Source organism: Martinezella sp. CNPSo 3957, from assembly GCF_057784395.1.
Genome location: NZ_JBXSOU010000009.1, coordinates 223701 through 249146 on the forward strand (window position 1 = coordinate 223701; position 25446 = coordinate 249146).

Genomic DNA, 25446 nt, shown 5'->3' on the forward strand with positions numbered 1-25446 from the left:
AGCTCAGGGATGCTTCGGCAGTATGGCGGCGACGCGGTCGGCGAGGCTGATGCGGGCGCCGGGTTCGGCGGGCTCCCGATCCTTGGGCAGCAGATCGAAGATCGGCGAGCCATCGCCTTCCCTGAGCGCCGTCAGGGCGACCATGTTGGCGGCGATCTTGGCGATTTCCTCTCGCATGGCATCGTCATGGGCCGGCGTGCGGGCTTTCAGCAGGCGGTCCGACAAGGCGGCGGCTCGATTGCGAACCTCTTCTGTCATCAGAGCGATTTCGTCTTCCACTGTTCGTTCCGGTTCCATTGCCTGCGGCGGCTCGGTTATGGCACGCTGTTCATCTGCTTTGCTCTCGACTATCGATGCGGCAGCGAGTTTCGGTGTTTTTGCTGTCTTCTTCGGCGGCGTGAGGCCGGCGGAGCGCAGCGCCTTGCCGGCTTCCTTCGATTCCTTGATGGCTGCTTCCAGCCGCTCCCTGAGGCGGACGACATCCTGCGCGTGGCGCTCAATCGCGGTTTCCTTGTCGGCATTGCCGGCGATCTCGCGGTTGAGTCGTTCTTCGAGACGCTTGTTCTTGTCGCTTTCCTGACGCAGCGATTGTTCGGCATCCGTAGCGCGCAGTTTTGCCGCATTCAGATCCTGACGCAGCGTATCGCGCTCGTCGCGCAATGTGTTGATGCGCAGCTTCAGGCTCTCGATTTCGGTTTCGCGGGCTGCCAGATCGATCCTGAGATTATCGGCATCGGCACCCATTTTCGTCATCCGTTTGCGCAAGCTGTCGATATCTGCTTCCTTCTCCGCGCTGGCCTGCTCGGCGGCGTGGATGCTCGATTTCAGCTGACTGATATAGCTCTCTTCATGGCGCAGGCGCGAGCGCAGTTCGCCTGCCTGCACTTCCAGATCGTCGATGCGTGTCTGTAATTCCGAGCTTGCGGCGGAAAGACGGCTTGCTTCCTGCTGAAGCTTGCCGTTCTGAATCTGCAGCGCAACGGTCTTATCGCGTTCCTGCGTCAGAGCATGTTCTGTCCGCGCGTTTTCGGCCGCGAAGAGCGCGCGTGCCATGTCCTTCTGCGCGCGCACTTCCTGCGGGCTCAAGGGCATGGTCGCCTTCAGACGTTTCTCGGTGAACCAGACGATGCGACGATGGATTGCCGGCGCTATGAGAAAGACCAGTAGAGCGGCCGTCAGAAAGCCCAATCCGAACAAGAGAGCAAATTGAATCACGACGCAGCCAGTATCCTGGAGTTATGTTCGATCTTGGTAAAATGATTAATCATGGGTTAGCCATGCGGGCAAGCATTTAACGCGGATATGGTTTATCGGCGCGGGGACGAATTTACGGAAAGAAAAGGCCCGCAACTGAAGCGGGCCAAGGCGTGCGCTGCTTGGGAGATCGTATCAGAGATCGGTTCAGAAAGGATTCCAGGTCGGGTTCGGCGTGACCTTCAGATAACCCATGTTGATGCCGAGGCGTGCGCCAAGGCCGGTGCGGATCGGAACGAGCACGATATTGTTGTTCTTGAGGACCGTCATGCCAAAGCCGGCAACCACGAAGGCCTGGCCGCTGACGCCGCCGAAGCGCGTATAAACGCTGTTGATGCTCGGCAGATCGTAGACCAGCATCATGACGCGAGTGCCCTGGCCGCCATAGTCGAAGCCGAGCGAAGGTCCCTGCCAGTAGAGCGGATGCTCGCCGGCATTTTTCGTGTTCAACTGGCCTTCGCCGTAGGTGAGGCCCGCCAGGAAGGCGCCGGAGCCTTCCTGGCCAAGGATGTAGCCGTTTGGCAGGCCATATTGCTGGAAGGCACGTTCGACCACCTTGGCAAGGCCGCCGCTGGTGGAGCCGAAGAAGGAGTGGCCGGCATCGACGATTTCCTGGGCCGAATACTGATTGGTGGGCGCGGCCGCAGCCTGACGGACCGGCAACGCGAAACTCACGAATGCGACAATGGCCAGAATCAGGCCGAGGCCGAGCGTTCTGGTGCCGGGGCTTGGCATTCTCTTCAGGATTTCATAGCGCATGGAAGTCTTCCGTTCATCATGGTCGGTAGTCGGGGCAGGTAAGCACGACGCATTCGAAAAATTGCGCCAAGCACTGCGCACCCCTTATCTCAGACTTTCCACCCCTCCATCGCCGGACGATTCGCGTGCGAAAAAGTCTGATGGTGATGAATGCATTTTGCGTCGATGGTCTTAACAATCGGTTTACCAAATATGGTGTCATTATGGCGCGCGGTACACTGGCTGCGAAACCCTCGAGCAACCTTACCGTGGCAAGGTGGACCTATTCGCTTTGCCCTGGCAGCATTCAGGAGACAATGAATGTCGAAAAATCCCAATCTCGCTCTGACCGGACCGGATCTGGCCGCGCTGCTGTGCAGCCGCGTCTGCCATGATGTGATCTCGCCGGTCGGGGCGATCAACAATGGCCTGGAGCTGCTCGACGAGGGTGGTGCCGACGCCGACGCGATGGATCTGATCCGCACCAGTGCGCTCAACGCCTCCGTCCGCCTCAAATTCGCCCGCCTTGCCTTCGGTGCGTCCGGTTCGGTCGGCGCGTCGATCGACACCGGCGAAGCGGAGCGGGCCGCAAAGGATTTCGCCGCGGCCGAGAAGAAGACCGAGGTCACCTGGATCGGCCCGCGTGCGATCATCGCCAAGAACCGCGTGAAGCTGCTGCTCAATCTCTTCCTGGTTGCCTATGGCGCCATTCCGCGCGGCGGCAATATCGAGGTGACACTCGAAAATCCTGAGTTCGACGCCAAGTTCACGATCGCCGTCAAGGGCCGGCTGATGCGCGTGCCGCCGAAATTCGCCGAGATCTGCTCAGGCACGCTGGAGGAGGCGATCGACGCACATTCGATCCAGCCCTATTACACGGTGCTTCTTGCCGAGGAGAGCGGCATGGAACTTTCCTACAATGCGACGCCGGAGGAACTGACCTTCGTTGCGACTATGGCTGCCCAAGCCGCGCAATAAGCGGGTCGATCCATCGACGTTTTCGCCCGCAGTCGGTCATCGGCTGCGGGTTTATTATTTCGTGTATCGAAAATTCTGTGCAATCTTGAGGTTGTTCGCGCAATTGATAATGTAACGGTAACGAATCCTTAGCTTGCTGCTCCTATCGTTTCAATTTGAAGCCGACATCGATGATGGCGGCTGGTGCCAGGGGAGCTCACACATGCAGCGGTTCATGATAACGGACACGTCGGATGTCGTACGCAAGGTCGGCAAACGAATCCTGTCTGAGCTGGATTTTCTCGTGAGCGAAGCCGGAGATTCGCGTGAAGCGCTGATGCGCTGCCAGGCCGAAATGCCTGACTATCTGATCGTCGATGCCGGCATGGAAGGGGCGCTTGAGCTCATCGCAAGCATCCGCGCCATGCCTGATGGCAAGGACGTGAAGATCTATTACTGCGTAATCGAGGCCGATCTTCGCAAGCTGATGGCCGGAAAGCGCGCGGGCGCGACGGATTTTCTGCTGAAGCCCTTCGATCGCAAGATCCTGACGGCCATCTTCGGCAATCGCGCCGCCGCCGCCTGATTTCAACGAGACACATCGAGACAAGGATAGCCGCCCTTCGAGACGGCTATTATTTTGCGCTCCATTGAAGCCAATAAAAATCCCGCCTGAAGAGGCGGGATTTCTGTGTGTCGGCGGTAAAGGCGGGGAGGCGGCTCAGGCGCTTTCGGCGAAATCGTTGCTGTCGGGCTCGCGCAGCACATAGCCGCGGCCCCAAACGGTTTCGATGTAGTTGGCGCCGCCGGCGGCGTTTGCGAGCTTCTTGCGGAGCTTGCAGATGAAGACGTCGATGATCTTCAGCTCCGGCTCGTCCATGCCGCCATAAAGGTGGTTGAGGAACATTTCCTTGGTGAGCGTCGTGCCCTTGCGCAGCGAGAGCAGCTCCAGCATCTGATATTCCTTGCCGGTCAGATGCACACGCTGGCCGCCGACTTCGACGGTCTTGGCGTCGAGGTTGACGATGAGTTCGCCAGTCATGATCACCGACTGGGCGTGGCCCTTGGAGCGGCGGACGATGGCGTGAATGCGGGCGACCAGCTCATCCTTGTGGAATGGCTTGGTCATGTAGTCGTCGGCGCCGAAGCCGAGGCCGCGAACCTTGTCCTCGATGCCGGCCATGCCGGAGAGGATGAGGATCGGCGTCTTGACCTTCGAGAGGCGCAGCGTGCGCAGCACTTCGTAGCCAGACATATCGGGAAGATTGAGATCGAGAAGAATGATGTCGTAGTCGTAGAGCTTTCCGAGATCCACGCCTTCCTCACCGAGATCGGTGGTATAGACGTTGAAACTTTCGGATTTCAGCATCAGCTCGATGCTCTGCGCTGTCGCGCTATCGTCTTCAATGAGTAGAACCCGCATAATTGTCCCCTTTACCGCCGCCGAAAGGTCGTCAGCCCCTTAACGCGATACCGATCAAATCACTGCTTGATTTGGAAGCTGCCATGTAATGGTTAACAAATTCTGATTCACTCTGGCAAGTCGTATCGAATTTATTAAATAATTTTTCCATTGCACTGTTTTCCAACGACAATCAGTAAAATCGACTCCTAAAGTATCGCATTAACAACCAACGCCAAGTGATTCATCCGACTCACCAATGCCGATATGCCGAATTCCGACCACGACATTTACCGAGCCTTAAATCATTGCGCCTATCATTAACGATGCCCGTAAACGAAAGGTTACCAGCGGTAGGCTTTTATTAAGATCGCTGGAAATTTTTTTAACCAAGCCGTCCCAAAGCGGTTCGGCAAACGGGAATATCGAGAGCCGGGGTCTCGCATCACGGGAGTAATGCGTATGAAGTCACGTGAGAGCCTTGTTCGCCTGAAAGAGTTTCAGGTGAACGAAAAACGCCGTCAGCTGCAGCAACTGCAGATGATGATGGCGGAATTTGACCGCATGACGAAGGAGCTGGAAAGCCAGATCGTCGTCGAGGAGAAGAAGTCCGGCATTTCCGATCCGAGCCACTTCGCCTACCCGACCTTTGCCAAGGCTGCTCGCCAGCGTGCGGACAATCTGCAGGTGTCGATCCGCGAGCTGCAGGTTCAGGAAGAAGCGCTGGAAAATTCGCTCGAGGAAATGCAGGCCGAATATGCCAAGGCTGCAGCTCTCGAAGAGCGGGATGGTCCAGCACGGGCACGCGCCTGAGATCGCAATTCCGTCGCTCCTTCGGATCAAGCATCCAGATGTTGCGGTGCTGGGTCCATCTTCGGAGTGTGAAAGGTATAGCGGCGGTACTGAAAGCTGCGCATGACTGGCCGTGACGGGGCCGGCCATGCGCAGCTTTTGCATTTTCGGGAGTAATCCGGCCGATTGGACGGATTATTGCCTGTGCGTCAGAGATTGACGACGTCGCGCCAATCTTCATGGCGTTGTGCCTGAGCCTTGAAGAAGGGGCAGAGCGGGATGATCTTCCAGCCGCCGCGCCGCGCTTCCTCGACGGCGTGAAGCGATAGCGCCTGGCCCACCCCCTTGCCACGCAGCGCGTCCGGTACACCGGTGTGATCGATAATGATCAGCTTGGGGGACGTGCGGGAAAAGGTCATCTCCGCCTCGTGGCCTTCGACGGTTGCGACATAACGGCCGCCGGATGCATTGTTTTCGTTGCGGATATCCATGATTTTCTCCCTTGTTGCGTCTTATGCAATAAGGATTGCATGTGATCCGACATCTGCCAACCTTCGAGATTGTTAACGGATCGTCTTCGTTTAAGTCGATGTCGGAAATGCGGATTCGGCAAGTCCTTAGCGCTAGGCAGCTGGACGCTAGGGGCGGCACTTCAACAAATAATTCGGGCCTCTTTTCAGAAAAGAGGCCCGAACACAAAATAGAATAAAGGTGGTACTGTCGCTGCTGTCAGTGGCGATACTGCTGTATGCGGGTCGTCCGGAGGCCAGCGAGGCCATGGGTATTGATGGACGACTGCCAGGAGAGGAACTCTTCGACGGTCAACGTATAACGTTCGCAGGCTTCTTCCAAGCTCAGCAAACCACCACGCACGGCGGCGACAACCTCTGCCTTACGACGAATGACCCAGCGGCGCGTATTCGGCGGCGGAAGGTCTGCTATCGTCAGCGGGCTGCCATCGGGGCCGATGACATACTTCACTCGGGGACGTATCATTTCGGTCATTGGACTCTCTACACACACTCAAGACCACGTGTGGCACTCTAGCTTGCCACATTTAAAAATTGCCTAAGCACATGGTAAGACTTTGCTAATAATTTTAATCAATGTGGCGAAGTGCTGATTTGCGTATGTTGCGCCTGAGCAAAACGGGCAAAAGCCCCTGTTATTTCAGGGGAAATTGCATTCATTCTATGATTTTTCGTCAGTGAAAACTTACGCTTTGGGGCCGAAATCTCGGCACGCGCTCTACTGTTCTCCGGCTCGGAAGCGGGGCCTAGAACTGTTTTTACTTGCAAAAATAAACTTACGCCGAGACGCTGTGCTTCTGTCCGCCCCAGCAGATGAAGTGCGGATTGGCGAAATCGGCATCCTCGCTCTGGTCAGTCTTGCCGTAGGTCAAAAGGCGGCCCTCGATCGTGACCGTCTTGCCGCCGGCTGCCCGCAACACGGCATCGCCGGCTGCGGTATCCCATTCCATGGTCCGGCCGAAGCGCGGATAGACATCGGCCTTGCCCTCGGCGAGCAGGCAGAATTTTAGCGACGAACCGATCGATGTGCAGCCGGAAACCGCATTGTCGGTGAGGAAGCCTTCGGTCTTGGCGTTGCTGTTGCAGCGGCTGGCGAGCGCGGTCAGCTTGGCCGGAGGTTCGCGCACGGCGATGGTCAGGCGGTCGGCAATGGAAAATTGCTCGTCGACGATCAGTTTGCGGGCACGGCCGGGCTCGCCGGTAAAAGCGACACCGAGCGCAGGTGCGTAGACGATGCCGATGATGGGAATACCGTTCTCGACATAGGCGATATTGACGGTGAACTCGTCACGATGTTCGATGAATTCCCGGGTGCCGTCGAGCGGGTCCACCAGAAAGAAGGCGCGGCCGCGTACGTCCGGAATCTTGCCGGCTGAAACCTGCTCCTCGGCAATGGCGGGGATATGGGGAAAATCGCGTTCGAGGTGCCTGAGGATGATGTTTTCGGCGCGTTCGTCGGCCAGAGTGACGGGGCTCATGTCCTGCTTCAAGGCAACAGCATAGCCGGCACGATAGACCTCCAGAATGGCCTTTCCTGCTTCGAGCGCTGCCTTTTCAAATGTTGCAAGCATGTGCTTCTTCGTCTTCCGCGCGCGATCCGCGCCTGAATTCTCCGGACATTATATATAGGAAGTTGCGATTGCGAAGTTTAGATTTCCGATGCGCCGACTTGTTTGCCTTAGCGCTTGCGCGAGGGCTTAGCAACAGTGCTCCATGTGGCGGGTTTCACATGCAGGCTTTTTCGCGGGTTGGCAGTGCATTCCTCTCAGAGCAGACACCGTCCATCACTGCGCATTCGGAAAAGAACATGTTCTGTTTGCGAAGCTTTTTCGCTCTTTCGGGTCTTGTCGTTTTTATTGCATATGCGAATGTGCCGCCGGGTAGTATCGGGATGAATGCATGCGTTATTCGGCTTATCAGCTTCTAAAACAGGCGTTTTCAGGCAATCGCCATTGGCAGCCGGTGTGGCGGACGCCGGAGCCGAAACCACATTATGACGTGATCATCGTCGGCGGCGGCGGGCATGGGCTGGCAACGGCCTATTACCTCGCCAAGGAATTCGGCATTACCAATGTCGCCGTACTGGAAAAGAGCTACATCGGCTCCGGCAATGTCGGCCGCAACACGACGATCATCCGCTCCAACTATCTGCTACCCGGCAACGAACCCTTCTACGAGTTTTCGATGAAGCTCTGGGAAGGGCTGGAGCAGGACTTCAATTATAACGCCATGGTGTCCCAGCGCGGTATCGTCAACCTGTTCCATTCCGATGGCCAGCGCGATGCCTATGCCCGGCGCGGCAATGCCATGCGCATGCACGGCGTCGATGCGGAACTGCTCAACCGCGAGCAGGTCCGCCGGATGATGCCTTACCTCAACTTCGATCATGCGCGCTTCCCGATCCTCGGAGGCCTCCTGCAGCGGCGCGGCGGCACGGCGCGGCACGATGCCGTCGCCTGGGGTTATGCGCGCGGCGCCGACAGCCGCGGTGTCGATCTCATCCAGCAATGCGAGGTGATCGGTATTCGCCGCGAAAACGGCATCGTCACCGGCGTCGAGACCAATCGTGGCTTCATCGGCTGCAACAAGCTGGCGCTTGCGGCCGCCGGCCATACATCGATCCTCGGCAATATGGCCGATCTGGAATTGCCGATCGAAACGCATGTGCTGCAGGCCTTTGTTTCCGAGGGGCTGAAGCCTGTCATTGATAACGTCATCACCTATGGCGCGGGCCACTTCTATATCTCGCAGTCGGACAAGGGCGGCTTGGTCTTCGGCGCCGATATCGATTACTACAGCTCCTATGCGCAGCGCGGCAATCTTGCGACCGTCGAGCATACAATGGAGGAGGGGGTGGCGCTTATCCCCGGTCTGTCGCGCGTGCGCGTGCTGCGCACCTGGGGCGGCGTTATGGATATGAGCATGGACGGCTCGCCAATCATCGATCGCACGCCCATCGAAAATCTTTATCTGAACTGCGGCTGGAACTATGGCGGCTTTAAAGCGACGCCGGCCTCGGGCTTCTGCTTCGCGCATCTGATTGCCAAGGGCGAAAGCCACGATGTCAGCCGCCTTCTGCGTCTTGACCGCTTCGAGCGCGGCTTTGCGATCGACGAAGGCGGCAAGGGTCCGCAGCCGAACCTGCATTGAGGGCACAATACCAATGGCAAGCTTGATCAACTGCCCGCATTGCGGCGTGCGACCCAAGGAAGAATTCTCCATTCGCGGCGCTTCCGTCGTCCGTCCCGCGCCGACGGCGCCGGATGAGGACTGGAACCGTTATGTCTTCATCCGCGACAACGAGCGCGGCCGGATTGAGGAATATTGGCATCATAGTGCCGGATGTCGCCGCTGGCTCGTCGTCGAGCGCAGCAATGTCACTCATGAGGTCTTTTCCGTTACCGACGCCGAAGACAAGGCGAAGGAGGCGGTGCGATGACGGCCTATCGTCTGTCGAGCGGCGGTCTCGTCAATCGCAGTCGTCCGCTTTCCTTTCAGTTTGACGGCAAGGAGATGAAAGGGCTGGAGGGCGATACGCTTGCCGCCGCTCTGCTCGCCAATGACCAGCTGCTGGTCGGACGCAGCTTCAAATACCATCGGCCGCGCGGCATTCTGACGGCCGGCTCGGCAGAGCCAAACGCGCTTGTCACCCTCGGCAAGGATGGCCGTACCGAGCCGAATACGCGCGCTACCGTTGCCGAACTTTATCAGGGCATGAGCGCTGTGAGCCAGAACCGCTGGCCATCGCTGAAACACGACTTCGGCTCGGTCAACAGCCTGCTCTCGCCCTTCCTGGGGGCCGGATTCTACTACAAGACTTTCATGTGGCCGGCTGCCTTCTGGGAGAAGGTCTATGAGCCGATCATCCGGCGCGCCGCCGGCCTCGGCAAGGCGGTCATGCAGGCCGATCCGGACCGCTACGAGAAGGCTTGGGCGCATTGCGACCTGCTTGTGATCGGCTCCGGTCCGGCGGGGCTCATGGCGGCTCTGACCGCTGCCCGCGCCGGCCTGCGTATCGTATTGGCCGACGAAGGTTTTAGACTTGGCGGCTCGCTATTGTCGGAAAAGCTGACGATCGGCGGCGCTTCCGCCGACGTTTTCGTGCAGGCGACCCTTGAGGAGCTACAGACCTTCGAGAACGTCACCCTGATGCCGCGTACCACCGTGTTCGGCTGGTATGACGACAATGTTTTCGGTGCTGTCGAGAAGGTGCAGAAACATGTGGCGATGCCATCACGCGACTTACCGGCCGAGCGTCTGTGGCGCATCGCCGCCAAGCGCGCCATCCTCGCCTCGGGTGCCGAAGAGCGGCCGCTGGTGTTCGGCGGTAACGATCGTCCCGGCGTGATGATGGCCGGCGCCATGCGCAGCTACCTCAACCGCTACGGCGTCGTTGCTGGGCAGAAGGTGGCGGTCTTCACCAATGGCGGCTCCGGCTATCGGACTGCGGCAGATCTCGCCGCGGCAGGCGTCGAGATTTCGGCAATCCTCGATACGCGCGCCGCTTCTGCCGATGCTGCCCCCCAGGGTGTGCGCGTGGTTCATGCGGCAAGCGTCCACGCGACCAAAGGTAAATATCGCATCAGCGGCATCATTGCAGACCGCGGCGGCTTGGATGAGCTGATCGCTTGCGATGCGCTGGCCATGTCGGGCGGCTGGTCGCCGATCATCCATCTTGCCTGCCAGCGAGGCGCCAAGCCGGTCTGGTCGGGCGAGAAGCAGGCCTTCATGGCGCCGATCGTCTCCGGCGAGCTGGAGATTGCCGGCTCGGCTGCGGGCATTGAGAGCGTTTCCGGCTGTCTTGCCGACGGGGCGGAAAAGGCGCGAAAAATCGTTGAAGGCTTCGGCCGCAAGGTGCATGGGGCCGAACTGCCCGAAGTGGATGGCGAATATGACCCGTCTTTCGCGGCGATCTGGCATGTGCCGGGCGCGAAAGACAAGGCATTCGTCGACTTCCAGAACGACGTCCATACCAAGGATCTTGGCCTCGCTTTGCGCGAAGGCTTCGGCCATGTGGAACATGCCAAGCGCTATACGACGAGCGGCATGGCCACGGACCAGGGCAAGCTCGGCAATGTCAACGCCGCCGGCATTATCGCCGGCATGCGCGGCGTCAGCCCGGCCGCCGTCGGCACGACGACCTTCCGGCCGTTCTATACGCCAGTCTCCTTCGGCGCGCTCGCGGGCACGGCGCGAGACAAGCATGCGCAGCCGGTTCGGGAATCGCCGCTGCATGGATGGGCGAAGAAGAACGGCGCAAGTTTTGTCGAAGCCGGCCTCTGGTATCGCTCGTCCTGGTTTGCCCGGCCGGGCGAGAAGGGCTGGCGCGACAGCGTGGACCGTGAGGTTCTGACCGTGCGCAACAATGTCGGGATCTGCGATGTGTCGACGCTCGGTAAGATCGAGATTTTCGGCAAGGATGCGGCGGAGTTTCTCAATCGCCTCTATTCCAACGCTTTCCTGAAACTGCCGATCGGCAAGGCGCGCTACGGCTTGATGCTGCGCGAAGACGGCATGGTTTTCGATGACGGCACGACGAGCCGGCTGACGCCTGATCATTTCTTCATGACAACCACGACGGCGATGGCCGGCGAGGTGATGACGCATATGGAATTCGCAGCGCAGACGCTCTGGCCGCAGCTCGACGTTCGCTTCGTATCCTCGTCCGATCAGTGGGCGCAGATGGCGATCGCCGGCCCGAAGGCGCGGCTGGTGCTGGAGCAGATCGTCGAGGACGATATTTCCGACGCGTTCTTCCCCTTCCTTGCCGCAGCCGAGGTCATGCTGAAGGCTGGGCTCAGGGCACGCCTGTTCCGTATCTCCTTCTCGGGTGAGCTCGCCTATGAACTGGCGGTGCCGGCCGGCTATGGAGAGGCGGTCGCCGATGCCATCATGGAGGCCGGCAAGGCACATGGCATCTGCCCCTATGGCGTCGAAGCGCTCAACGTGCTGCGTATCGAGAAGGGGCATGTCACCCATAACGAGCTCGATGGCCGCACCACGCCTGACGATGTCGGCCTTGGAAAAATGATGTCGACGCAGAAGCCGGATTTCATCGGCAAAAGGCTCTCTACACGTTTCGGCCTAACGGCCGCCGATCGCGGCCAGCTCGTCGGTCTGAAGCCGATCGATACGGCCAAGGAAATTCTCGCTGGAGCGCATATTTTGAAGGAGGGCGCGAGACCTTCGACCCTGAACGATCAGGGGCATGTCTCCTCGGCCTGCTTCTCGCCCGTCCTTGGCCATTCCATCGCGCTGGCTTTCCTGAAATCCGGCCGGGAGCGCATCGGCGAGCATGTGGTCGTCTGGGACGGATTGCGGGGTGAGGAAGTGGCGGCTGAGGTCTGCAGCCCCATCTTCGTCGATCTCGACAACAAGAAGCTTTTGGGGTGAGGGATCGATGAGCGTCGCGTTTCAGAACAGGCATGTGCTGGAAGATCATATTTCCGGTTTCGAGGCTGCCGCAAATCCGAATCATCTCGCCGTGGTGCGTCGTCCGGCCATCTTCTCCGTGCTCGCGAAGGCCGGCGATCAGAATGGTGTTCTGACGAGCCTGAAGGCGCTGAAGGATGTATCGGTTCGCAATGTCGGGCCGAGGGAATGGTTCGTTGTGTCGGACACGCTCGGCGCCGATAGCGTTGCGCGGGATCTCTTTACGCTCGATCCGGCGTGTGCCTCCTTCTTCGAGCAGAGTGATGGCCGCGTGCTGCTTCGCATCTCCGGCCCCAACGTTCGTCGCATCCTCGCCAAATGCGTCGCCGTTGATCTGCATCCGCAGCTCTTTGCCGAGGGGCAATCTGCCAACATGCTGTGCTGCCATGTCAGCGCCAATGTTGCCCGCACCGGCCCCGATCGTTTCGAAATCATCGTGCCGCGCTCCTATGCCGGCAGCGTCTTCGAAGAGATCATGGAGATGGGACGGGAGTTCGCGCTCACGGCCGGTTTCGCCGATTGAAAATCCTTATATCGTCTGATGTCGGATGGCGTGTCAGCCGGCTTGCGCTGCCCATAGCCGATGGCGCGATCCGAACAATTGCGATGGCGCAAACAGACATATCGGTTTCGCAGTTCGGGCTATTTGGGCTATCGGATAGCCTCTAGGGTTCCTCTCAAATACGGTCGGTCGCGCGGGAAGACACCCGGCGGCTTCGTGCCGAAAACAGGGGATCCCCAATGAAAAGCCATGCCAAGGTCGTCGTCATCGGTGGCGGTGTCGTCGGATGTTCGGTGCTCTATCACCTGACGAAATTCGGCTGGACGGATGTGGTGCTACTCGAGCGTTCTGAGCTGACATCCGGATCGACCTGGCATGCCGCTGGCGGCATGCATACGATCAACGGCGATCCGAACGTCGCCAAGCTGCAGAAATATACGGTCGAGCTCTATAAGGAGATCGAGGAATATTCCGGCCAGGACATCGGCCTGCACCTCACCTCCGGCCTGATGCTGGCGGCTACCCCGCAGCGCTTCGACTGGCTGAAGTCCATTCTCGCTAAGGGTCGCTACAACGGCCTGGACGCGACGCTGCTGACGCCGAAGGAAGCGCACGAGATGATGCCGCTCCTCGATCCCGATCAGTTCGTCGGCGCGCTTTACGATCCCGTCGAAGGCCATCTCGACCCCTATGGTACGACGCATGCCTATGCCCGCTCCGCCAAGAAGAATGGCGCGGAAATCTACCTTCACACCAAGGTGGAAGAGCTGGTGCAGCGCGAAGACGGCTTCTGGCGCGTCATCACCAATCAGGGTGAGATCATCGCCGAGCATGTGGTCAACGCCGCCGGTCTCTGGGCGCGCGAAGTCGGCCGTATGGTGGGGCTGGAGCTGCCGGTGCTCGCCATGGAGCATATGTACCTCATTACCGAGGACATGCCTGAGGTCATCGACTTCAACAAGACGACGGGCAAGGAACTGATGCACTGCGTCGATTTCGATGGCGAGATCTATCTGCGCCAGGAGCGGCAGGGCATGTTGATGGGCACATATGAAAAGGCCTGCCGTCCATGGTCGCCGCTAACGACCCCTTGGGATTTCGGTCACGAACTGCTGGCCGAGGATATCGAGCGGATCACGCCGGAACTGGAAGTCGGCTTCCGCCACTTCCCGGCCTTCAACAATGCGGGCATCAAGAAGATCATCAACGGTCCGTTCACCTTCTCGCCCGACGGCAACCCGCTTGTCGGGCCGGTACGCGGGTTGAGGAACTATTGGTCGGCCTGTGCGGTCATGGCCGGCTTCAGCCAGGGCGGCGGCGTCGGATTGGCGCTGGCCAATTGGATGATCTACGGCGACCCGGGCTTCGACGTCTTCGCCATGGATGTCTCCCGCTATGGCGACTACGCGACGCTCGCCTATACCAATGCCAAGGTGCGCGAGAACTATACCCGCCGCTTCTCGATCCGCTATCCGAACGAGGAACTTCCGGCTGCACGTCCGCTGCTGACGACGCCGATCTACGACAAGCTGAAGCAAGCCGGGGGCGTCTTCGGCGCTTACTATGGCCTTGAGCAGGCGCTATGGTTTGCTCCGCAGGGCGAAGTGGATCAATTCTCGTGGCGGCGTTCCAACGATTTCGACGTCGTTGGCGCGGAAGCCAAGGCGGTGCGCGAAAGCGTCGGCCTGATGGAAACGTCGGGTTTTGCCAAATATTCAGTCAAGGGGCCGGGAGCGGAAGCTTTCCTCGACACGCTGCTGACCTGCCGTATTCCGGCCGTGGGCCGCATGACACTGGCGCCGATGCTGAAGCATGACGGCAAGCTGATCGGCGATTTCACGCTTGCCAAGCTCGGTGAGGAAGATTTCCTTCTCATCGGTTCCGGCATTGCCGAAGCCTATCACATGCGCTGGTTCGAAAGCCTCCTGCCCAAGGACGGTTCGGTCGAACTGAATGCACTCGGTCTTTCGCTTCTCGGCCTTTCGATCGCCGGCCCGAATGCCCGCAAACTGCTGCAGAAGCTGACCCATGAGGATCTTTCCACGGCCGCCTTCCCCTTCATGTCGATCCGCCGCATGGATATCGGCATGGCGCCTGCCATCGTCGGCCGCGTCTCCTATACGGGCGACCTCGGCTATGAGATCTGGATGAAGCCGGAATACCAGCGCTATATTTTCGATCTTCTGATGCAGGAGGGCGCCGAGTTCGACATCCGGCTCTTTGGGTTGAGAGCGCTCAATGCACTGCGTCTCGACAAATCCTACGGCAGTTGGGCGCGCGAATACCGGCCGCTATATGGTCCGTTCGAGGCCGGGCTCAACCGGTTCGTCGCGCTGTCCAAGGAAGCCGATTTCATTGGCAAGGCTGCGGCTGCCAAGGAGAAGGCGGAAGGCGGAACCTTGCGGCTGTGCACGTTCATTCTGAGCGCGAGGGATGCCGACGTCATCGGCGACGAGCCCATTTATCACAAGGGCGCGGTTTGCGGCTGGGTGACCTCGGGCGGCTATGCGCACGCTTCCGGTCTTTCCGTTGCAGTCGGCTACGTGCCGAAGGAAATTGTCGACGAGACGCAGGGCTGGGCGATCGAATTGCTCGGCGAACTTCTGCCGGCAAGGCTTCAGGTCGAACCGCTGTTCGACGCAGACGGCGCCCGCATGCGCGCCTGAAGAGCGCCTTCACAAGGCAGCGGTGGATCACGAATGACCTGCCGCTGACGAGAGCTTTTCAATTTGGGCGCGGCAGAAGGCGGCTTTGGCTAATTTTGAGCCACGGACTGCCGCTTTCGTGTCATTTTTGGTCGAATTCGCATCAGCGCACCGCGATTTGAAAAGAATTTGTCAATTTCTTGCCTTTTTGGCTTCACATTTCTTTCGAAACCAGTATGGAATCGCGGCCATAGGCCTCCAGAAGGAGCCTAAAAAAGTAATAAGAGATGCGATCGTATGACGCCGCATCCAGGGGAAATGATATATGGATTATTTTATCCAGCAGCTCTTAAACGGGCTGACTCTCGGGTCGATCTACGGCCTGATCGCCATTGGTTACACCATGGTCTACGGCATCATCGGCATGATCAATTTTGCCCACGGTGACGTGTTCATGCTTGGCGGTTTTGCCGCTCTTATCACCTATCTAGTTCTCATTTCGCTATTTGCCGGCCTCCCGGTCGCCATCTTGCTTTTGGTGATGCTGATTGTCGCCATGCTGATGACGAGCCTCTGGAACTGGGTGATCGAGCGCGTCGCCTATCGGCCCTTGCGCGGATCGTTCCGCCTCGCGCCGCTGATCACGGCAATCGGCATGTCGATCGTTCTGTCGAACTTCATCCAGGTCGCACAGGGCCCGCGCAACAAGCCGATCCCGACACTGGTGGGTGATGTCTACAATTTCGGCGGCGTCTCGCTGTCGCTGAAGCAGATCATCATCTTCATCATCACCGTCGTGCTGCTGGCCGCCTTCTGGTACATCGTCAACAAGACGGCGCTTGGGCGCGCGCAGCGCGCCACTGAGCAGGACCGCAAGATGGCGGCGCTGCTCGGCATCAACGTCGACCGGACCATCTCCATCACCTTCATCATGGGGGCGGCGCTCGCTGCCGTCGCCGGCACGATGTATCTGATGTATTATGGCGTCGCGAACTTCACGGATGGCTTCGTGCCTGGTGTCAAGGCGTTCACCGCCGCGGTTCTGGGGGGCATCGGCTCGCTGCCGGGCGCTGTTCTCGGCGGTCTGATGATCGGCTTCATCGAGTCGTTCTGGTCGGGCAATTTTCCCATCGCGTATAAGGATGTCGCGACATACGGTATCCTGGCCTACGTGCTGATCTTCAAGCCGACGGGTATTCTCGGCCGGCCGGAAGTCGAAAAGGTATAACGCCATGGCAAATTCAAACTTCGTTGCAGGCAAGACCGCACCCGGCCTTGTCCAGAAAGGGATTACGGACGCCCTCTGGACCGCTGTCATATCCTTTGGCATGTTTGTCCTCTATATCGGTCTCAAGACCGATCAGAATATGGACAACAAGCTGATCATCGTGCAGCGCTGGGGCCTTCTGGCGACCATCGTTGCGATCGCTACCGTCGGCCGCTTCATCATGACGGTCTTCGTCCAGCCTTATCTGGCAGCGCGAAAGGCAGCCAAGGCCAAGGTCGTCCAGGTAGAGGGCGAACAAAGCTTCGTCTCCAAGCATTTCAACAAGATCGCCCTTGTGTTTCTGTTGATTTATCCGCTGGCGGCGGTGACAATCCTCGGGCCGCAAGGGGCGCTGACCTATGTGGACAATTTCGGCATCCAGATCCTCATCTATGTGATGCTTGCCTGGGGTCTGAACATCGTCGTCGGCCTCGCCGGTCTGCTCGACTTGGGATATGTCGCCTTCTATGCGGTCGGTGCCTATTCCTATGCACTGTTGTCGATGCATTTCGGCCTATCCTTCTGGCTGCTTCTGCCGATTTCGGGCCTTCTGGCAGCGCTTTGGGGGATGGTCCTCGGCTTTCCGGTGCTGCGCCTCAGGGGTGATTATCTGGCGATCGTGACGCTTGCCTTCGGTGAAATCATCCGCATCGTGCTGACCAACTGGACCGATGTGACGCAGGGAAGCTTCGGTATCTCCAACATCACCAAGGCATCGCTCTTTGGCCTCTATACTTTCGATATGAAGGACCCGCACAATTTCGTGCGTAGTTTCGGTCTGCCGATCTCGTCTGCCTGGTATAAGATTTTCCTGTTCTATGTGATCCTGCTGCTCTGCATGCTGACGGCCTATGTCACCATCAGGCTGCGCCGCATGCCGATCGGACGTGCGTGGGAAGCGTTGCGCGAGGATGAAATCGCCTGCCGTTCGCTCGGAATCAATACGGTAACGACGAAGCTGACGGCTTTTGCCACCGGCGCGATGTTCGGCGGCTTTGCCGGCTCCTTCTTCGCGGCGCGCCAGGGCTTCGTCTCGCCGGAATCCTTCGTCTTCCTCGAATCCGCAATCATTTTGGCGATCGTGGTCCTGGGCGGCATGGGGTCGTTGAAGGGTATCGCTATCGCGGCGATCGCCATGATCGGCGGCACGGAAGCGCTGCGTAATATGAGCTTCCTGAAGACTGGCCTGGTTTGGGGCGACACGACAATTATTCCCGGCTTCGGCCCGGATTTCACTCCGGAACTCTACCGCATGCTGATCTTCGGCCTTGCGATGGTGGTTGTCATGATCTTCAAGCCGCGCGGCTTTGTCGGTACGCGTGAGCCGACCGCCTTCCTCAAAGAGCGAAAAGCGGTCTCCGGCAGCTTTACCAAGGAGGGCCACGGCTGATGAACGCTGTGACCACAAACCCCAATGACGTTCTGCTGAAGGTCGATCATCTGTCGATGAAATTCGGCGGCCTGATGGCGATCAACGATTTCTCCTTCGAGGCGAAGCGAGGCGACATCACCGCCCTCATCGGCCCGAACGGCGCCGGCAAGACGACAGTGTTCAATTGCATCACCGGTTTCTACAAGCCGACGATGGGTATGATCAGCCTGCATCAGAAGACCGGTAAGGAATATCTCCTGGAACGGCTTCCGGATTTCCGGATCACGCGTGAAGCCAAGGTGGCGCGCACCTTCCAGAATATCCGCCTGTTTTCGGGCCTCACCGTGTTGGAAAACCTGCTGGTGGCGCAGCACAACAAGCTGATGCGCGCCTCCGGCTATACGATCCTCGGTCTGCTCGGCATCGGGCCGTATCGTTCCGAAGCCAAGAATGCGATCGAACTCGCGCGCTTCTGGCTCGAGAAAGCCGATCTCATTGATCGCGCCGACGATCCGGCCGGCGATCTTCCCTACGGCGCGCAACGTCGCCTGGAAATCGCCCGCGCAATGTGCACGGGGCCGGAGCTGCTTTGCCTGGATGAGCCGGCTGCCGGTCTCAACCCTCGCGAATCCCTGGTTCTCAACGAATTCCTGCGCAGTATCCGCAAGGATACCGGCACGTCTATCCTGTTGATCGAGCACGATATGTCGGTGGTTATGGAGATTTCCGACCATGTCATCGTCCTCGAATATGGGCAGAAGATTGCCGATGGCACGCCGGATGAGGTGAAGAACGATCCTCGCGTGATCGCTGCCTATCTGGGCGTTGAGGATGAGGAAGTGGAAGAGGTGATTGCCGAAGTCGAACACCTCCAGGAAGGTGAACATTGATGACGGGGCAGCCACTTCTCAAAGTTGCGGGCGTGGAAACCTATTACGGCAATATCCGCGCCCTTGCCGGGGTCGACATCGAAGTCAACCGTGGCGAGATCGTCAGCCTGATCGGTGCCAACGGCGCCGGCAAGTCGACGCTAATGATGACGATCTGCGGCAGCCCTCAGGCTCGTACCGGATCGGTCACTTTCGACGGCCAGGATATTACGCGCATGCCGACGCACGAGATCGCGCGGCTTCGCATCGCGCAATCGCCGGAGGGGCGGCGCATCTTTCCGCGCATGACCGTCTACGAAAACCTGCAGATGGGTGCGAGCCTCGATAAGCTCAAATACTTCAACGAGGACGTCGAGAAGATCTTCACGCTCTTCCCGCGCCTGAAGGAGCGTCAGTCGCAACGCGGCGGCACGCTTTCCGGCGGCGAGCAGCAGATGCTGTCGATCGGTCGTGCATTGATGGCGCGCCCGAAGCTGCTGCTGCTGGACGAGCCATCGCTTGGCCTAGCACCGCTGATCGTCAAGGGCATTTTCGAAGCGATCAAGGTTCTGAACCAGAGCCAGGGGCTGACCGTCTTCCTCGTCGAGCAGAATGCCTTCGCGGCGCTGAAGCTTTCCGACCGCGCCTATGTGATGGTCAACGGCCGGGTGACGATGAGCGGTTCCGGCAAGGAATTGCTCGCCAATCCGGAAGTGCGCGCCGCCTATCTCGAAGGCGGACATCATTGAGTTTCGTTTCGCGGGGAATTTGAGATGCAGGGACTTTTCTTCGACAGCGATACCGGCGGCCGCATGGTGATCCGTGCCGTTATCGTCATCCTGGGTTTCTGGACCGCGTGGCGCGCAGGCCGCGCCGTCGCTTCCAGCTGGGAAAACTATCCGATTGTCGTCGTCTACAGCTTTCTGATCGGCCTTGGACTGCAGTTTCTGCACCATGCGCTGTTCAATGGCCCGGTGTTCGACCTCACCATCTACATCATCGATGTCGTGCTTCTGCTTGTTTTTGCGACGGCGGGATACCGGTATCGTCGTACCGATCAGATGGTGAATAATTACTATTGGCTCTACGAAAGGACCTCAGCCTTTTCTTGGAAGAAGAAGAATTGACACTGGGCCTAAACTAGGCACAGTCTGCGTACAACCAAGAGCGTCATCCAGCCCATAAAAACAGATGGGAACGGGCCGGGTCATGCTTCCAGAGTTCGGAATGCAAGCGTTACCGGCGTGATGATTGGTGGGTATCGCGCAGGGCAGATTAAACGGAACCCGCTTAAAAATTGGGAGTAATAATATGAAGAAGTATCTTCTGTCGGCGGTGGCTTTGTCGGCGATGATCGCTTTCGGCGGCGCTGCGAAGGCCGATATCATTGTTGGCGTTGGCGGTCCGTTGACGGGCCCGAATGCTGCGTTTGGCGCGCAGCTTCAGAAGGGTGCGGAACAGGCAGCAGCCGACATCAATGCTGCAGGCGGCATCAATGGGGAAAAGATCAAGATCGAACTCGGCGACGACGTCTCCGACGCCAAGCAAGGCGTTTCGGTCGCCAACAAGTTTGTTGCTGACGGTGTGAAGTTCGTCGTCGGTCACTTCAACTCGGGCGTTTCCATTCCGGCTTCGGAAGTCTACGCTGAAAACGGCATCCTGCAGATCACTCCCGCTTCGACGAACCCGAAGTTCACCGAACGCGGCCTGTGGAACACGTTCCGTACTTGCGGCCGTGACGACCAGCAGGGCGAAGTTGCCGGCAAGTACATCGCCGACAATTTCAAGGGCGCCAAGGTTGCCGTCGTTCACGACAAGACCCCGTATGGTCAGGGTCTGGCCGATGAAACCAAGAAGAACCTCAACGCCGCTGGCGTGACGGAAGTCGTTTATGAAGGCATCACCCCCGGCGATAAGGACTACTCGGCCCTGATCGCCAAGATGAAGCAGGCTGGCGTCGATTTCGTCTACTACGGCGGTCTGCACACGGAAGCTGGCCTCATCATGCGCCAGATGGCCGACCAGGGTGTGAAGGCTCACTTCATGTCGGGTGACGGTATCGTCTCGAACGAGCTGGCATCGATCGCCGGCGACGCCGTCGACGGCACGTTGATGACCTTCGCACCGGATCCGCGCAAGAACCCGGCTTCCGCCGACCTTGTCGCCAAGTTCCGCGCTGCCGGCTACGAGCCGGAAGGCTACACGCTCTACTCCTACTCGGCTCTGCAGGTTATCGCTGCCGCCGCCAAGGCTGCCGGTTCCAACGATCCGATGGCTGTTGCCGATGCGCTGAAGGCAAAGGGTCCGTTCAAGACCGCTATCGGCGATCTGGGCTTCAACGCCAAGGGCGACATCACCCGTCCGGACTACGTCATGTACAAGTGGTCCAAGGGTTCCGACGGCAAGTACAACTACGACGAAATCTCGAAGTAAGCTTTGTAATGCCGGTTTTCCGGCATGAGCAAGACCTGAGAAGCCCGGCCACCGGCCGGGCTTTTTCATATTCGCGATATCGGTTCGCCATTTTCTTCAAGCCAAGGCTGCTTTAAATCTGCCTGATATCGGCAGGAGGATGACCGCATGAGCAAACCCCGTATTCTTGTGACCCGACGCTGGCCGGCCGCGGTCGAATCCGTGCTTTCCGAGCGTTTCGACACGACGTTGAACACGGATGACATCGCGCTCGACGCGGGGCAGCTGCGCGAGGCGCTGCTCGCCTATGATGCAGTCCTGCCGACCGTTTCCGACAAGCTTCCTGCAGCACTTTTCGAAGGTCAGGCGATCAGGACGAAGATTCTTGGCAATTTCGGGGTCGGGTTCAACCATATCGATATTGCCGCGGCAAAACAGAAGGGCGTGGTCGTCACCAACACGCCCGGTGTGCTGACTGATTGCACGGCCGATATTGCCATGCTGCTCCTTCTTTCCGTTGCGCGCCGCGGCGGCGAAGGCGAGCGTGAAGTCAGGGCCGGCGCCTGGAGCGGCTGGCGGCCAACACATCTGGTCGGCACCAAGGTCACCGGCAAGACCGTCGGCATTATCGGCTTCGGCCGCATTGGCCGTGCCTTCGCGCAGCGCTGCCATTTTGGCTTCGGTATGGATGTCGTCTTCTACAATCGCTCCGCCATCGATCCCATGGAGGCGGCTCGCTATGGCGCCGTCCAGTTGCAGACCGTAGAAGATGTTCTGGAAGTCTCCGATTTTGTCTCCCTGCATTGTCCAGGCGGTGCCGAGAACCGGCACCTGATGAACGCGGCCCGTTTCGCGGCCATGAAACCGGAGGCCTTCCTGATCAATACCGCAAGGGGCGATGTCGTCGACGAAGCGGCGCTGATTTCGGCGCTCGAGCGGGGGACGATCCGTGGCGCCGGCCTCGACGTTTATGAGGCTGAACCGCATGTTCCCGAGCGGTTGAGGGCGATGGACAATGTCGTGCTTCTGCCACATCTCGGCAGCGCCACGGAAGAAACGCGCACCGCCATGGGAATGAAGGTGGTGGACAATGTCACCGCCTTCTTTGCCGGGCGCGAGCCACCGGATCGTGTGATCTAGAGCATTTCCGCTTTTCTTGGAATCGCGGAAACGTTCTATCTTCTTGCTTCATGTAGTTCTGGACGCAAAACCGCTTCGCACCTTGCTGGAACTGCTCCAGGCTGACGCGCATCGTCTCCGCGCCAAGGATCAAACACATCCGTTGCAGAAGCTTGCCTTTCTTTTGAGCGTTTGACGAAAAATGCAGCTGATGCGGCTGATATAGGGCCAATATTGCACGGCGTCGAATAAGGCACAGGAATTGCTTGCGTTTATTGCTCGCCGGGCTTCAATGGCCGGGCTTGGCATGTGCGATGCGTGGAGAGGCTGATGGCAATGACGGTGGCAGGGACAAGACCGCAGAGGGCGCGGGGTCGCGGCCATCTTGCGGCGAAGTCGCTTGGCGGCCGCACGCGCCTTTCCGAGCTCTTTCAGGAGGGCGCGGCCAAGATCAGGCTGCCGGAAACTTTCGATCATTCCATGGAGGCCGTCATTATCAACACGGCCGGCGGCTTGACGGGCGGCGACCGCATGGATTGGAGTATTTCCGCCGCGCCGGGCACACGCATCGATGTGACCACGCAAGCCTGCGAGAAGATCTACAAGGCTTCGGCCGGTACGGCAGAGGTCGAAACGTCCATCAAGGTTGGCCACGGCGCCCGTGTCGATTGGCTGCCGCAGGAGACCATCCTCTTCGACCGCGCCTCGCTTTCTCGTATGTTGAATGCCGAACTTGACGATGCGGCCGAATTCCTTGCCGTCGAGGCGATCCTGCTTGGGCGCAAAGCCATGGGCGAGACGATGGAGCGGGGACTGTTTCGCGATCGCTGGCGCATCCGCCGCGGCGGGCGGCTGGTTCATGCCGAGGAACTGCGGTTGGACGGCGATGTGGCTGCATTGACGGCGAAGATGGCTGTGCTGGACGGTCAGGTCGCCTTTGCGACCTTGCTTTATGTCGGGCCGCTGGCCGAGACTTATCGCGGCCGGATCAGGCCGCTCCTCGAAACCCATATGGGGGGTGCCAGCCACTGGGGTGAGAAGCTTGTCGTGCGGCTTGTTGCCGCCGATGGCTTCGCGCTCAGAAAAATACTCATCCCGATCATTTCCGCCTTGCGCGACGGAGCGCCTGTGCCGAAAGTCTGGAATCTGTAAATTGAGCAAACAGCAATCACATAGGTAGGCGATGAACCTCACTCCGAGAGAAAAAGACAAGCTGCTGATTTCGATGGCGGCGATGGTGGCGCGGCGGCGGCTTGAGCGCGGCGTGAAGCTCAATCATCCCGAAGCCATTGCGCTGATTACCGATTTCGTGGTCGAAGGCGCACGCGATGGCCGCCCGGTCGCTGAGTTGATGGAGACCGGCGCCCATGTCATCACGCGCGATCAGGTGATGGAGGGCGTTGCCGAGATGATCCATGACGTTCAGGTCGAGGCGACATTTCCCGACGGCACCAAGCTCGTCACGGTCCACGAACCCATCCGATGAGGTTGCCATGCTGGAGCTGAGGCCAAATTGCGAATGCTGCGACAGGGATCTGCCGCCGGAAAGCCAAGACGCTATGATCTGCACCTTCGAGTGCACCTTCTGTGCTGAGTGCGTCGATACCGTATTAGGCGGCGTCTGCCCGAACTGCGGCGGTGACTTCGCGCAGCGTCCAATCCGCCCGGCGGCCTTGCTCGCCAAATATCCCGCTTCGACAAAACGTGTTCTGAAAGCTGAGGGATGTGCGCCCGTCCAGGCCGCATGAGGAGAGAACCATGATTCCAGGTGAAATTATTGCCGCAAGCGGCGACATCGAACTCAACGTCGGAGCGCCGACCACAACGCTTGAGGTTTCCAATACGGGCGATCGGCCGGTTCAGGTCGGCAGCCACTATCATTTCGCCGAGACCAATGCCGGGCTGTCTTTCGACCGCGATAAGGCAAGGGGCATGCGGCTCGATATTCCCGCCGGCACCGCCGTGCGCTTCGAACCGGGGCAGACACGCTCGGTCACCTTGATTCCGCTGTCGGGCAAGCGTGAAGTCTATGGCTTCCGCCAGCAGGTCATGGGCAAGCTCTAGCTTCTGGGGGTGTCGATGAAATTGCTTGCGCCCGCTGCCGTCGCTCTTGCTGCAGCCCTGATCTGCGGCCCTACCTTTGCGCAGAACAATCCGGATGAGCCGAAGATCGATTGCGCCAAAGCCGAGGCGCAGACGGACCTCAACATCTGCGCCGCTCTCGAGTTCGACACGGCCGACAAGGCGTTGAACGCGCAATATAAGAAAACGCGCGCTGCGATGGTCGCCATCGATGCGGATCTCGATAACGATATGAAGGGCGCTGAAAAGGCACTGGTTAAAGCGCAGCGCGCCTGGGTGGATTATCGCGACGGCGAGTGTGAGGCGCAAGGCTTTCAGGCCCGCGGCGGCTCGATGGAGCCCATGCTCGTCTCCGGCTGCAAGGCGGAGCTGACCAAGACGCGGACCAAGGAATTGAAGGATCTCGCTGATGGGCCGGAGGGTGGTCAGTGAATTCCAGGCGCCACGTGATGATCGTCGGCAATGGTGAGATTGCGGCCGGTGCAGCCGCTGTCATCGATGCCGCCGATCTCGTGATCCGTTTCAACGATTGCCGATCCATGGGAGCCGGCGGCAGCCGAACCGATGTCATCGCTGTCTGCAACACAGGCCGGCCGGCCCGCGCCATGCTCGGCTCGGCGGAGTGGCGCAAGAGCCCTGCTGTTGCTGCCGCATCGGAAATCTGGAGCGTGCGTGATCCAGACAAATTCTCTGAGCTGCGCGCATCTTTGGCGATCTCGCATCCCGAGCTCGACGATTTCTGCGACGATTATACAGATCAGTTCACCGCGTTCTGCCAGGCCACAGGTAAACAGCATGTGGTGATCGACCGAGCCATTCACGAAGGCGTCGATACGGCGCTGGCGGATTACGATCCCGGCTCCTACATCGTGCCGAGCAGCGGCATGATCGTAATCGCCGATGTGATGTCACGCCATCCAGACGACGATATTGCCATTACCGGTTTCAGCCACACAGGCTGGGAGGAACATCCGTTTGCCGCCGAAAAACAGCTGGTGGATGCCTATGTTTCCCTCGGTCGCCTCAGGCGCCTTGCCGCCACGAACCTTATCTCTGCCTCCGAAGGAGACTGA

At 59.1% G+C, this 25446-nt stretch carries 27 protein-coding genes; 21 read left to right on the plus strand and 6 right to left on the minus strand.

From position 1 onward, the window contains the following. Positions 1-3: 3 nt before the first annotated feature. Positions 4-1215, minus strand: a complete 1212-nt coding sequence (locus AC13QE_RS21490; protein ID WP_488485172.1) for a hypothetical protein — start codon at positions 1213-1215, stop codon at positions 4-6. A gap of 186 nt (positions 1216-1401) precedes the next feature. Next, positions 1402-2013 carry a DUF1134 domain-containing protein gene (locus tag AC13QE_RS21495; RefSeq protein WP_112334931.1) on the minus strand — a complete coding sequence of 204 codons (612 nt, stop codon included), beginning with the start codon at positions 2011-2013 and terminating at the stop codon, positions 1402-1404. 300 nt (positions 2014-2313) lie between these two features. On the opposite strand from AC13QE_RS21495, the gene chpT reads away from it, so the two are divergent. Together chpT and AC13QE_RS21505 are read left to right on the plus strand one after the other, a co-directional pair. After that, positions 2314-2970: a histidine phosphotransferase ChpT gene (gene chpT / locus AC13QE_RS21500; RefSeq protein WP_132717356.1), complete on the plus strand. Its 657-nt coding sequence runs from the start codon at positions 2314-2316 to the stop codon at positions 2968-2970. A gap of 202 nt (positions 2971-3172) precedes the next feature. Beyond that, on the plus strand, positions 3173-3535 hold the full coding sequence (locus tag AC13QE_RS21505; RefSeq protein ID WP_015340858.1) for a response regulator: 363 nt from the start codon (positions 3173-3175) through the stop codon (positions 3533-3535). A gap of 135 nt (positions 3536-3670) precedes the next feature. Here the strand turns inward: AC13QE_RS21505 and ctrA are convergent, their stop codons facing one another. After that, positions 3671-4372 (minus strand): response regulator transcription factor CtrA, encoded by a 702-nt coding sequence (gene ctrA, locus AC13QE_RS21510; protein ID WP_004116994.1) that lies wholly within the window; start codon positions 4370-4372, stop codon positions 3671-3673. Positions 4373-4813: 441 nt separating this feature from the next. Between ctrA and AC13QE_RS21515 the strand changes: the two genes are divergently transcribed. Continuing rightward, positions 4814-5164 carry a hypothetical protein gene (locus AC13QE_RS21515; protein WP_015340857.1) on the plus strand — a complete coding sequence of 117 codons (351 nt, stop codon included), beginning with the start codon at positions 4814-4816 and terminating at the stop codon, positions 5162-5164. Between the two features lie 188 nt (positions 5165-5352). Here AC13QE_RS21515 and AC13QE_RS21520 read toward each other — a convergent pair whose 3' ends face one another. The 3 genes from AC13QE_RS21520 to cysQ all read right to left on the minus strand — a co-directional run bounded on the left by AC13QE_RS21520 (position 5353) and on the right by cysQ (position 7244). Further along, the gene (locus AC13QE_RS21520) at positions 5353-5634 is read right to left on the minus strand and encodes a GNAT family N-acetyltransferase (protein WP_132717355.1); all 282 of its coding nucleotides are present in this window, start codon (positions 5632-5634) and stop codon (positions 5353-5355) included. Between the two features lie 238 nt (positions 5635-5872). Next, on the minus strand, positions 5873-6148 hold the full coding sequence (gene sciP / locus AC13QE_RS21525; RefSeq protein WP_004107124.1) for a CtrA inhibitor SciP: 276 nt from the start codon (positions 6146-6148) through the stop codon (positions 5873-5875). 301 nt (positions 6149-6449) lie between these two features. Beyond that, entirely contained in the window at positions 6450-7244 is a 795-nt protein-coding gene (gene cysQ, locus AC13QE_RS21530; RefSeq protein WP_488485173.1) for a 3'(2'),5'-bisphosphate nucleotidase CysQ, read from the minus strand. Positions 7245-7572: 328 nt separating this feature from the next. Between cysQ and AC13QE_RS21535 the strand changes: the two genes are divergently transcribed. The 18 genes from AC13QE_RS21535 to AC13QE_RS21620 all read left to right on the plus strand — a co-directional run bounded on the left by AC13QE_RS21535 (position 7573) and on the right by AC13QE_RS21620 (position 25446). After that, positions 7573-8823, plus strand: coding sequence for a sarcosine oxidase subunit beta family protein (locus AC13QE_RS21535; RefSeq protein ID WP_015340853.1), 1251 nt, complete (start codon positions 7573-7575; stop codon positions 8821-8823). A 13-nt stretch (positions 8824-8836) separates the two neighbouring features. Then, the gene (locus AC13QE_RS21540; RefSeq protein ID WP_488485174.1) at positions 8837-9112 is read left to right on the plus strand and encodes a sarcosine oxidase subunit delta; all 276 of its coding nucleotides are present in this window, start codon (positions 8837-8839) and stop codon (positions 9110-9112) included. Continuing rightward, positions 9109-12066, plus strand: coding sequence for a sarcosine oxidase subunit alpha family protein (locus AC13QE_RS21545; protein ID WP_488485175.1), 2958 nt, complete (start codon positions 9109-9111; stop codon positions 12064-12066). Before AC13QE_RS21540 ends, AC13QE_RS21545 begins: the two co-directional genes overlap by 4 nt. Positions 12067-12073: 7 nt before the next feature. Next, positions 12074-12628, plus strand: a complete 555-nt coding sequence (locus tag AC13QE_RS21550; protein WP_488485176.1) for a sarcosine oxidase subunit gamma — start codon at positions 12074-12076, stop codon at positions 12626-12628. Between the two features lie 218 nt (positions 12629-12846). After that, positions 12847-15273, plus strand: a complete 2427-nt coding sequence (locus AC13QE_RS21555; RefSeq protein ID WP_488485177.1) for a GcvT family protein — start codon at positions 12847-12849, stop codon at positions 15271-15273. A 304-nt stretch (positions 15274-15577) separates the two neighbouring features. Further along, positions 15578-16480, plus strand: a complete 903-nt coding sequence (locus tag AC13QE_RS21560; protein ID WP_132717348.1) for a branched-chain amino acid ABC transporter permease — start codon at positions 15578-15580, stop codon at positions 16478-16480. A gap of 4 nt (positions 16481-16484) precedes the next feature. Continuing rightward, positions 16485-17909: a high-affinity branched-chain amino acid ABC transporter permease LivM gene (gene livM / locus AC13QE_RS21565; RefSeq protein ID WP_488485178.1), complete on the plus strand. Its 1425-nt coding sequence runs from the start codon at positions 16485-16487 to the stop codon at positions 17907-17909. Further along, entirely contained in the window at positions 17909-18781 is an 873-nt protein-coding gene (locus AC13QE_RS21570) for an ABC transporter ATP-binding protein (RefSeq protein WP_488485179.1), read from the plus strand. Before livM ends, AC13QE_RS21570 begins: the two co-directional genes overlap by 1 nt. Beyond that, positions 18781-19509, plus strand: a complete 729-nt coding sequence (locus AC13QE_RS21575; RefSeq protein ID WP_132717346.1) for an ABC transporter ATP-binding protein — start codon at positions 18781-18783, stop codon at positions 19507-19509. The genes AC13QE_RS21570 and AC13QE_RS21575 overlap by 1 nt, the downstream gene beginning before the upstream one ends. Before the next feature lie 24 nt (positions 19510-19533). After that, entirely contained in the window at positions 19534-19887 is a 354-nt protein-coding gene (locus tag AC13QE_RS21580; RefSeq protein WP_488485180.1) for a DUF6867 family protein, read from the plus strand. Positions 19888-20071: 184 nt separating this feature from the next. Continuing rightward, positions 20072-21193, plus strand: coding sequence for a branched-chain amino acid ABC transporter substrate-binding protein (locus tag AC13QE_RS21585; RefSeq protein ID WP_015340842.1), 1122 nt, complete (start codon positions 20072-20074; stop codon positions 21191-21193). A gap of 147 nt (positions 21194-21340) precedes the next feature. After that, positions 21341-22312, plus strand: coding sequence for a 2-hydroxyacid dehydrogenase (locus AC13QE_RS21590; protein WP_488485181.1), 972 nt, complete (start codon positions 21341-21343; stop codon positions 22310-22312). A gap of 309 nt (positions 22313-22621) precedes the next feature. Further along, the gene (locus AC13QE_RS21595; RefSeq protein WP_488485182.1) at positions 22622-23443 is read left to right on the plus strand and encodes an urease accessory protein UreD; all 822 of its coding nucleotides are present in this window, start codon (positions 22622-22624) and stop codon (positions 23441-23443) included. Positions 23444-23474: 31 nt separating this feature from the next. Continuing rightward, complete coding sequence (locus AC13QE_RS21600; RefSeq protein WP_015340839.1) at positions 23475-23777, plus strand: urease subunit gamma; 303 nt, start codon at positions 23475-23477, stop codon at positions 23775-23777. Positions 23778-23784: 7 nt separating this feature from the next. Beyond that, positions 23785-24039 carry a DUF1272 domain-containing protein gene (locus AC13QE_RS21605; protein WP_132717342.1) on the plus strand — a complete coding sequence of 85 codons (255 nt, stop codon included), beginning with the start codon at positions 23785-23787 and terminating at the stop codon, positions 24037-24039. A 10-nt stretch (positions 24040-24049) separates the two neighbouring features. Beyond that, positions 24050-24355 (plus strand): urease subunit beta, encoded by a 306-nt coding sequence (locus AC13QE_RS21610; RefSeq protein WP_112334914.1) that lies wholly within the window; start codon positions 24050-24052, stop codon positions 24353-24355. A gap of 15 nt (positions 24356-24370) precedes the next feature. Next, positions 24371-24805: a lysozyme inhibitor LprI family protein gene (locus AC13QE_RS21615; protein ID WP_488485183.1), complete on the plus strand. Its 435-nt coding sequence runs from the start codon at positions 24371-24373 to the stop codon at positions 24803-24805. A gap of 17 nt (positions 24806-24822) precedes the next feature. Next, entirely contained in the window at positions 24823-25446 is a 624-nt protein-coding gene (locus AC13QE_RS21620) for a Urease operon accessory protein (protein ID WP_488485218.1), read from the plus strand.

Coding starts and splice junctions, on each gene's coding strand:
- AC13QE_RS21515 (WP_015340857.1), top strand. CDS start 4,814: ATGAAGTCACGTGAGAGCCTTGTTCGCCTGAAAGAGTTTCAGGTGAAC.
- AC13QE_RS21600 (WP_015340839.1), top strand. CDS start 23,475: ATGAACCTCACTCCGAGAGAAAAAGACAAGCTGCTGATTTCGATGGCG.
- ctrA (WP_004116994.1), bottom strand. CDS start 4,372: ATGCGGGTTCTACTCATTGAAGACGATAGCGCGACAGCGCAGAGCATC.
- AC13QE_RS21585 (WP_015340842.1), top strand. CDS start 20,072: ATGAAGAAGTATCTTCTGTCGGCGGTGGCTTTGTCGGCGATGATCGCT.
- AC13QE_RS21505 (WP_015340858.1), top strand. CDS start 3,173: ATGCAGCGGTTCATGATAACGGACACGTCGGATGTCGTACGCAAGGTC.
- AC13QE_RS21595 (WP_488485182.1), top strand. CDS start 22,622: ATGGCAATGACGGTGGCAGGGACAAGACCGCAGAGGGCGCGGGGTCGC.
- AC13QE_RS21570 (WP_488485179.1), top strand. CDS start 17,909: ATGAACGCTGTGACCACAAACCCCAATGACGTTCTGCTGAAGGTCGAT.
- AC13QE_RS21575 (WP_132717346.1), top strand. CDS start 18,781: ATGACGGGGCAGCCACTTCTCAAAGTTGCGGGCGTGGAAACCTATTAC.
- AC13QE_RS21620 (WP_488485218.1), top strand. CDS start 24,823: ATGATCGTCGGCAATGGTGAGATTGCGGCCGGTGCAGCCGCTGTCATC.
- AC13QE_RS21615 (WP_488485183.1), top strand. CDS start 24,371: ATGAAATTGCTTGCGCCCGCTGCCGTCGCTCTTGCTGCAGCCCTGATC.
- cysQ (WP_488485173.1), bottom strand. CDS start 7,244: ATGCTTGCAACATTTGAAAAGGCAGCGCTCGAAGCAGGAAAGGCCATT.
- AC13QE_RS21610 (WP_112334914.1), top strand. CDS start 24,050: ATGATTCCAGGTGAAATTATTGCCGCAAGCGGCGACATCGAACTCAAC.
- AC13QE_RS21555 (WP_488485177.1), top strand. CDS start 12,847: ATGAAAAGCCATGCCAAGGTCGTCGTCATCGGTGGCGGTGTCGTCGGA.
- livM (WP_488485178.1), top strand. CDS start 16,485: ATGGCAAATTCAAACTTCGTTGCAGGCAAGACCGCACCCGGCCTTGTC.
- AC13QE_RS21545 (WP_488485175.1), top strand. CDS start 9,109: ATGACGGCCTATCGTCTGTCGAGCGGCGGTCTCGTCAATCGCAGTCGT.
- AC13QE_RS21580 (WP_488485180.1), top strand. CDS start 19,534: ATGCAGGGACTTTTCTTCGACAGCGATACCGGCGGCCGCATGGTGATC.
- AC13QE_RS21540 (WP_488485174.1), top strand. CDS start 8,837: ATGGCAAGCTTGATCAACTGCCCGCATTGCGGCGTGCGACCCAAGGAA.
- AC13QE_RS21560 (WP_132717348.1), top strand. CDS start 15,578: ATGGATTATTTTATCCAGCAGCTCTTAAACGGGCTGACTCTCGGGTCG.
- AC13QE_RS21495 (WP_112334931.1), bottom strand. CDS start 2,013: ATGCGCTATGAAATCCTGAAGAGAATGCCAAGCCCCGGCACCAGAACG.
- sciP (WP_004107124.1), bottom strand. CDS start 6,148: ATGACCGAAATGATACGTCCCCGAGTGAAGTATGTCATCGGCCCCGAT.
- chpT (WP_132717356.1), top strand. CDS start 2,314: ATGTCGAAAAATCCCAATCTCGCTCTGACCGGACCGGATCTGGCCGCG.
- AC13QE_RS21520 (WP_132717355.1), bottom strand. CDS start 5,634: ATGGATATCCGCAACGAAAACAATGCATCCGGCGGCCGTTATGTCGCA.
- AC13QE_RS21590 (WP_488485181.1), top strand. CDS start 21,341: ATGAGCAAACCCCGTATTCTTGTGACCCGACGCTGGCCGGCCGCGGTC.
- AC13QE_RS21550 (WP_488485176.1), top strand. CDS start 12,074: ATGAGCGTCGCGTTTCAGAACAGGCATGTGCTGGAAGATCATATTTCC.
- AC13QE_RS21605 (WP_132717342.1), top strand. CDS start 23,785: ATGCTGGAGCTGAGGCCAAATTGCGAATGCTGCGACAGGGATCTGCCG.
- AC13QE_RS21535 (WP_015340853.1), top strand. CDS start 7,573: ATGCGTTATTCGGCTTATCAGCTTCTAAAACAGGCGTTTTCAGGCAAT.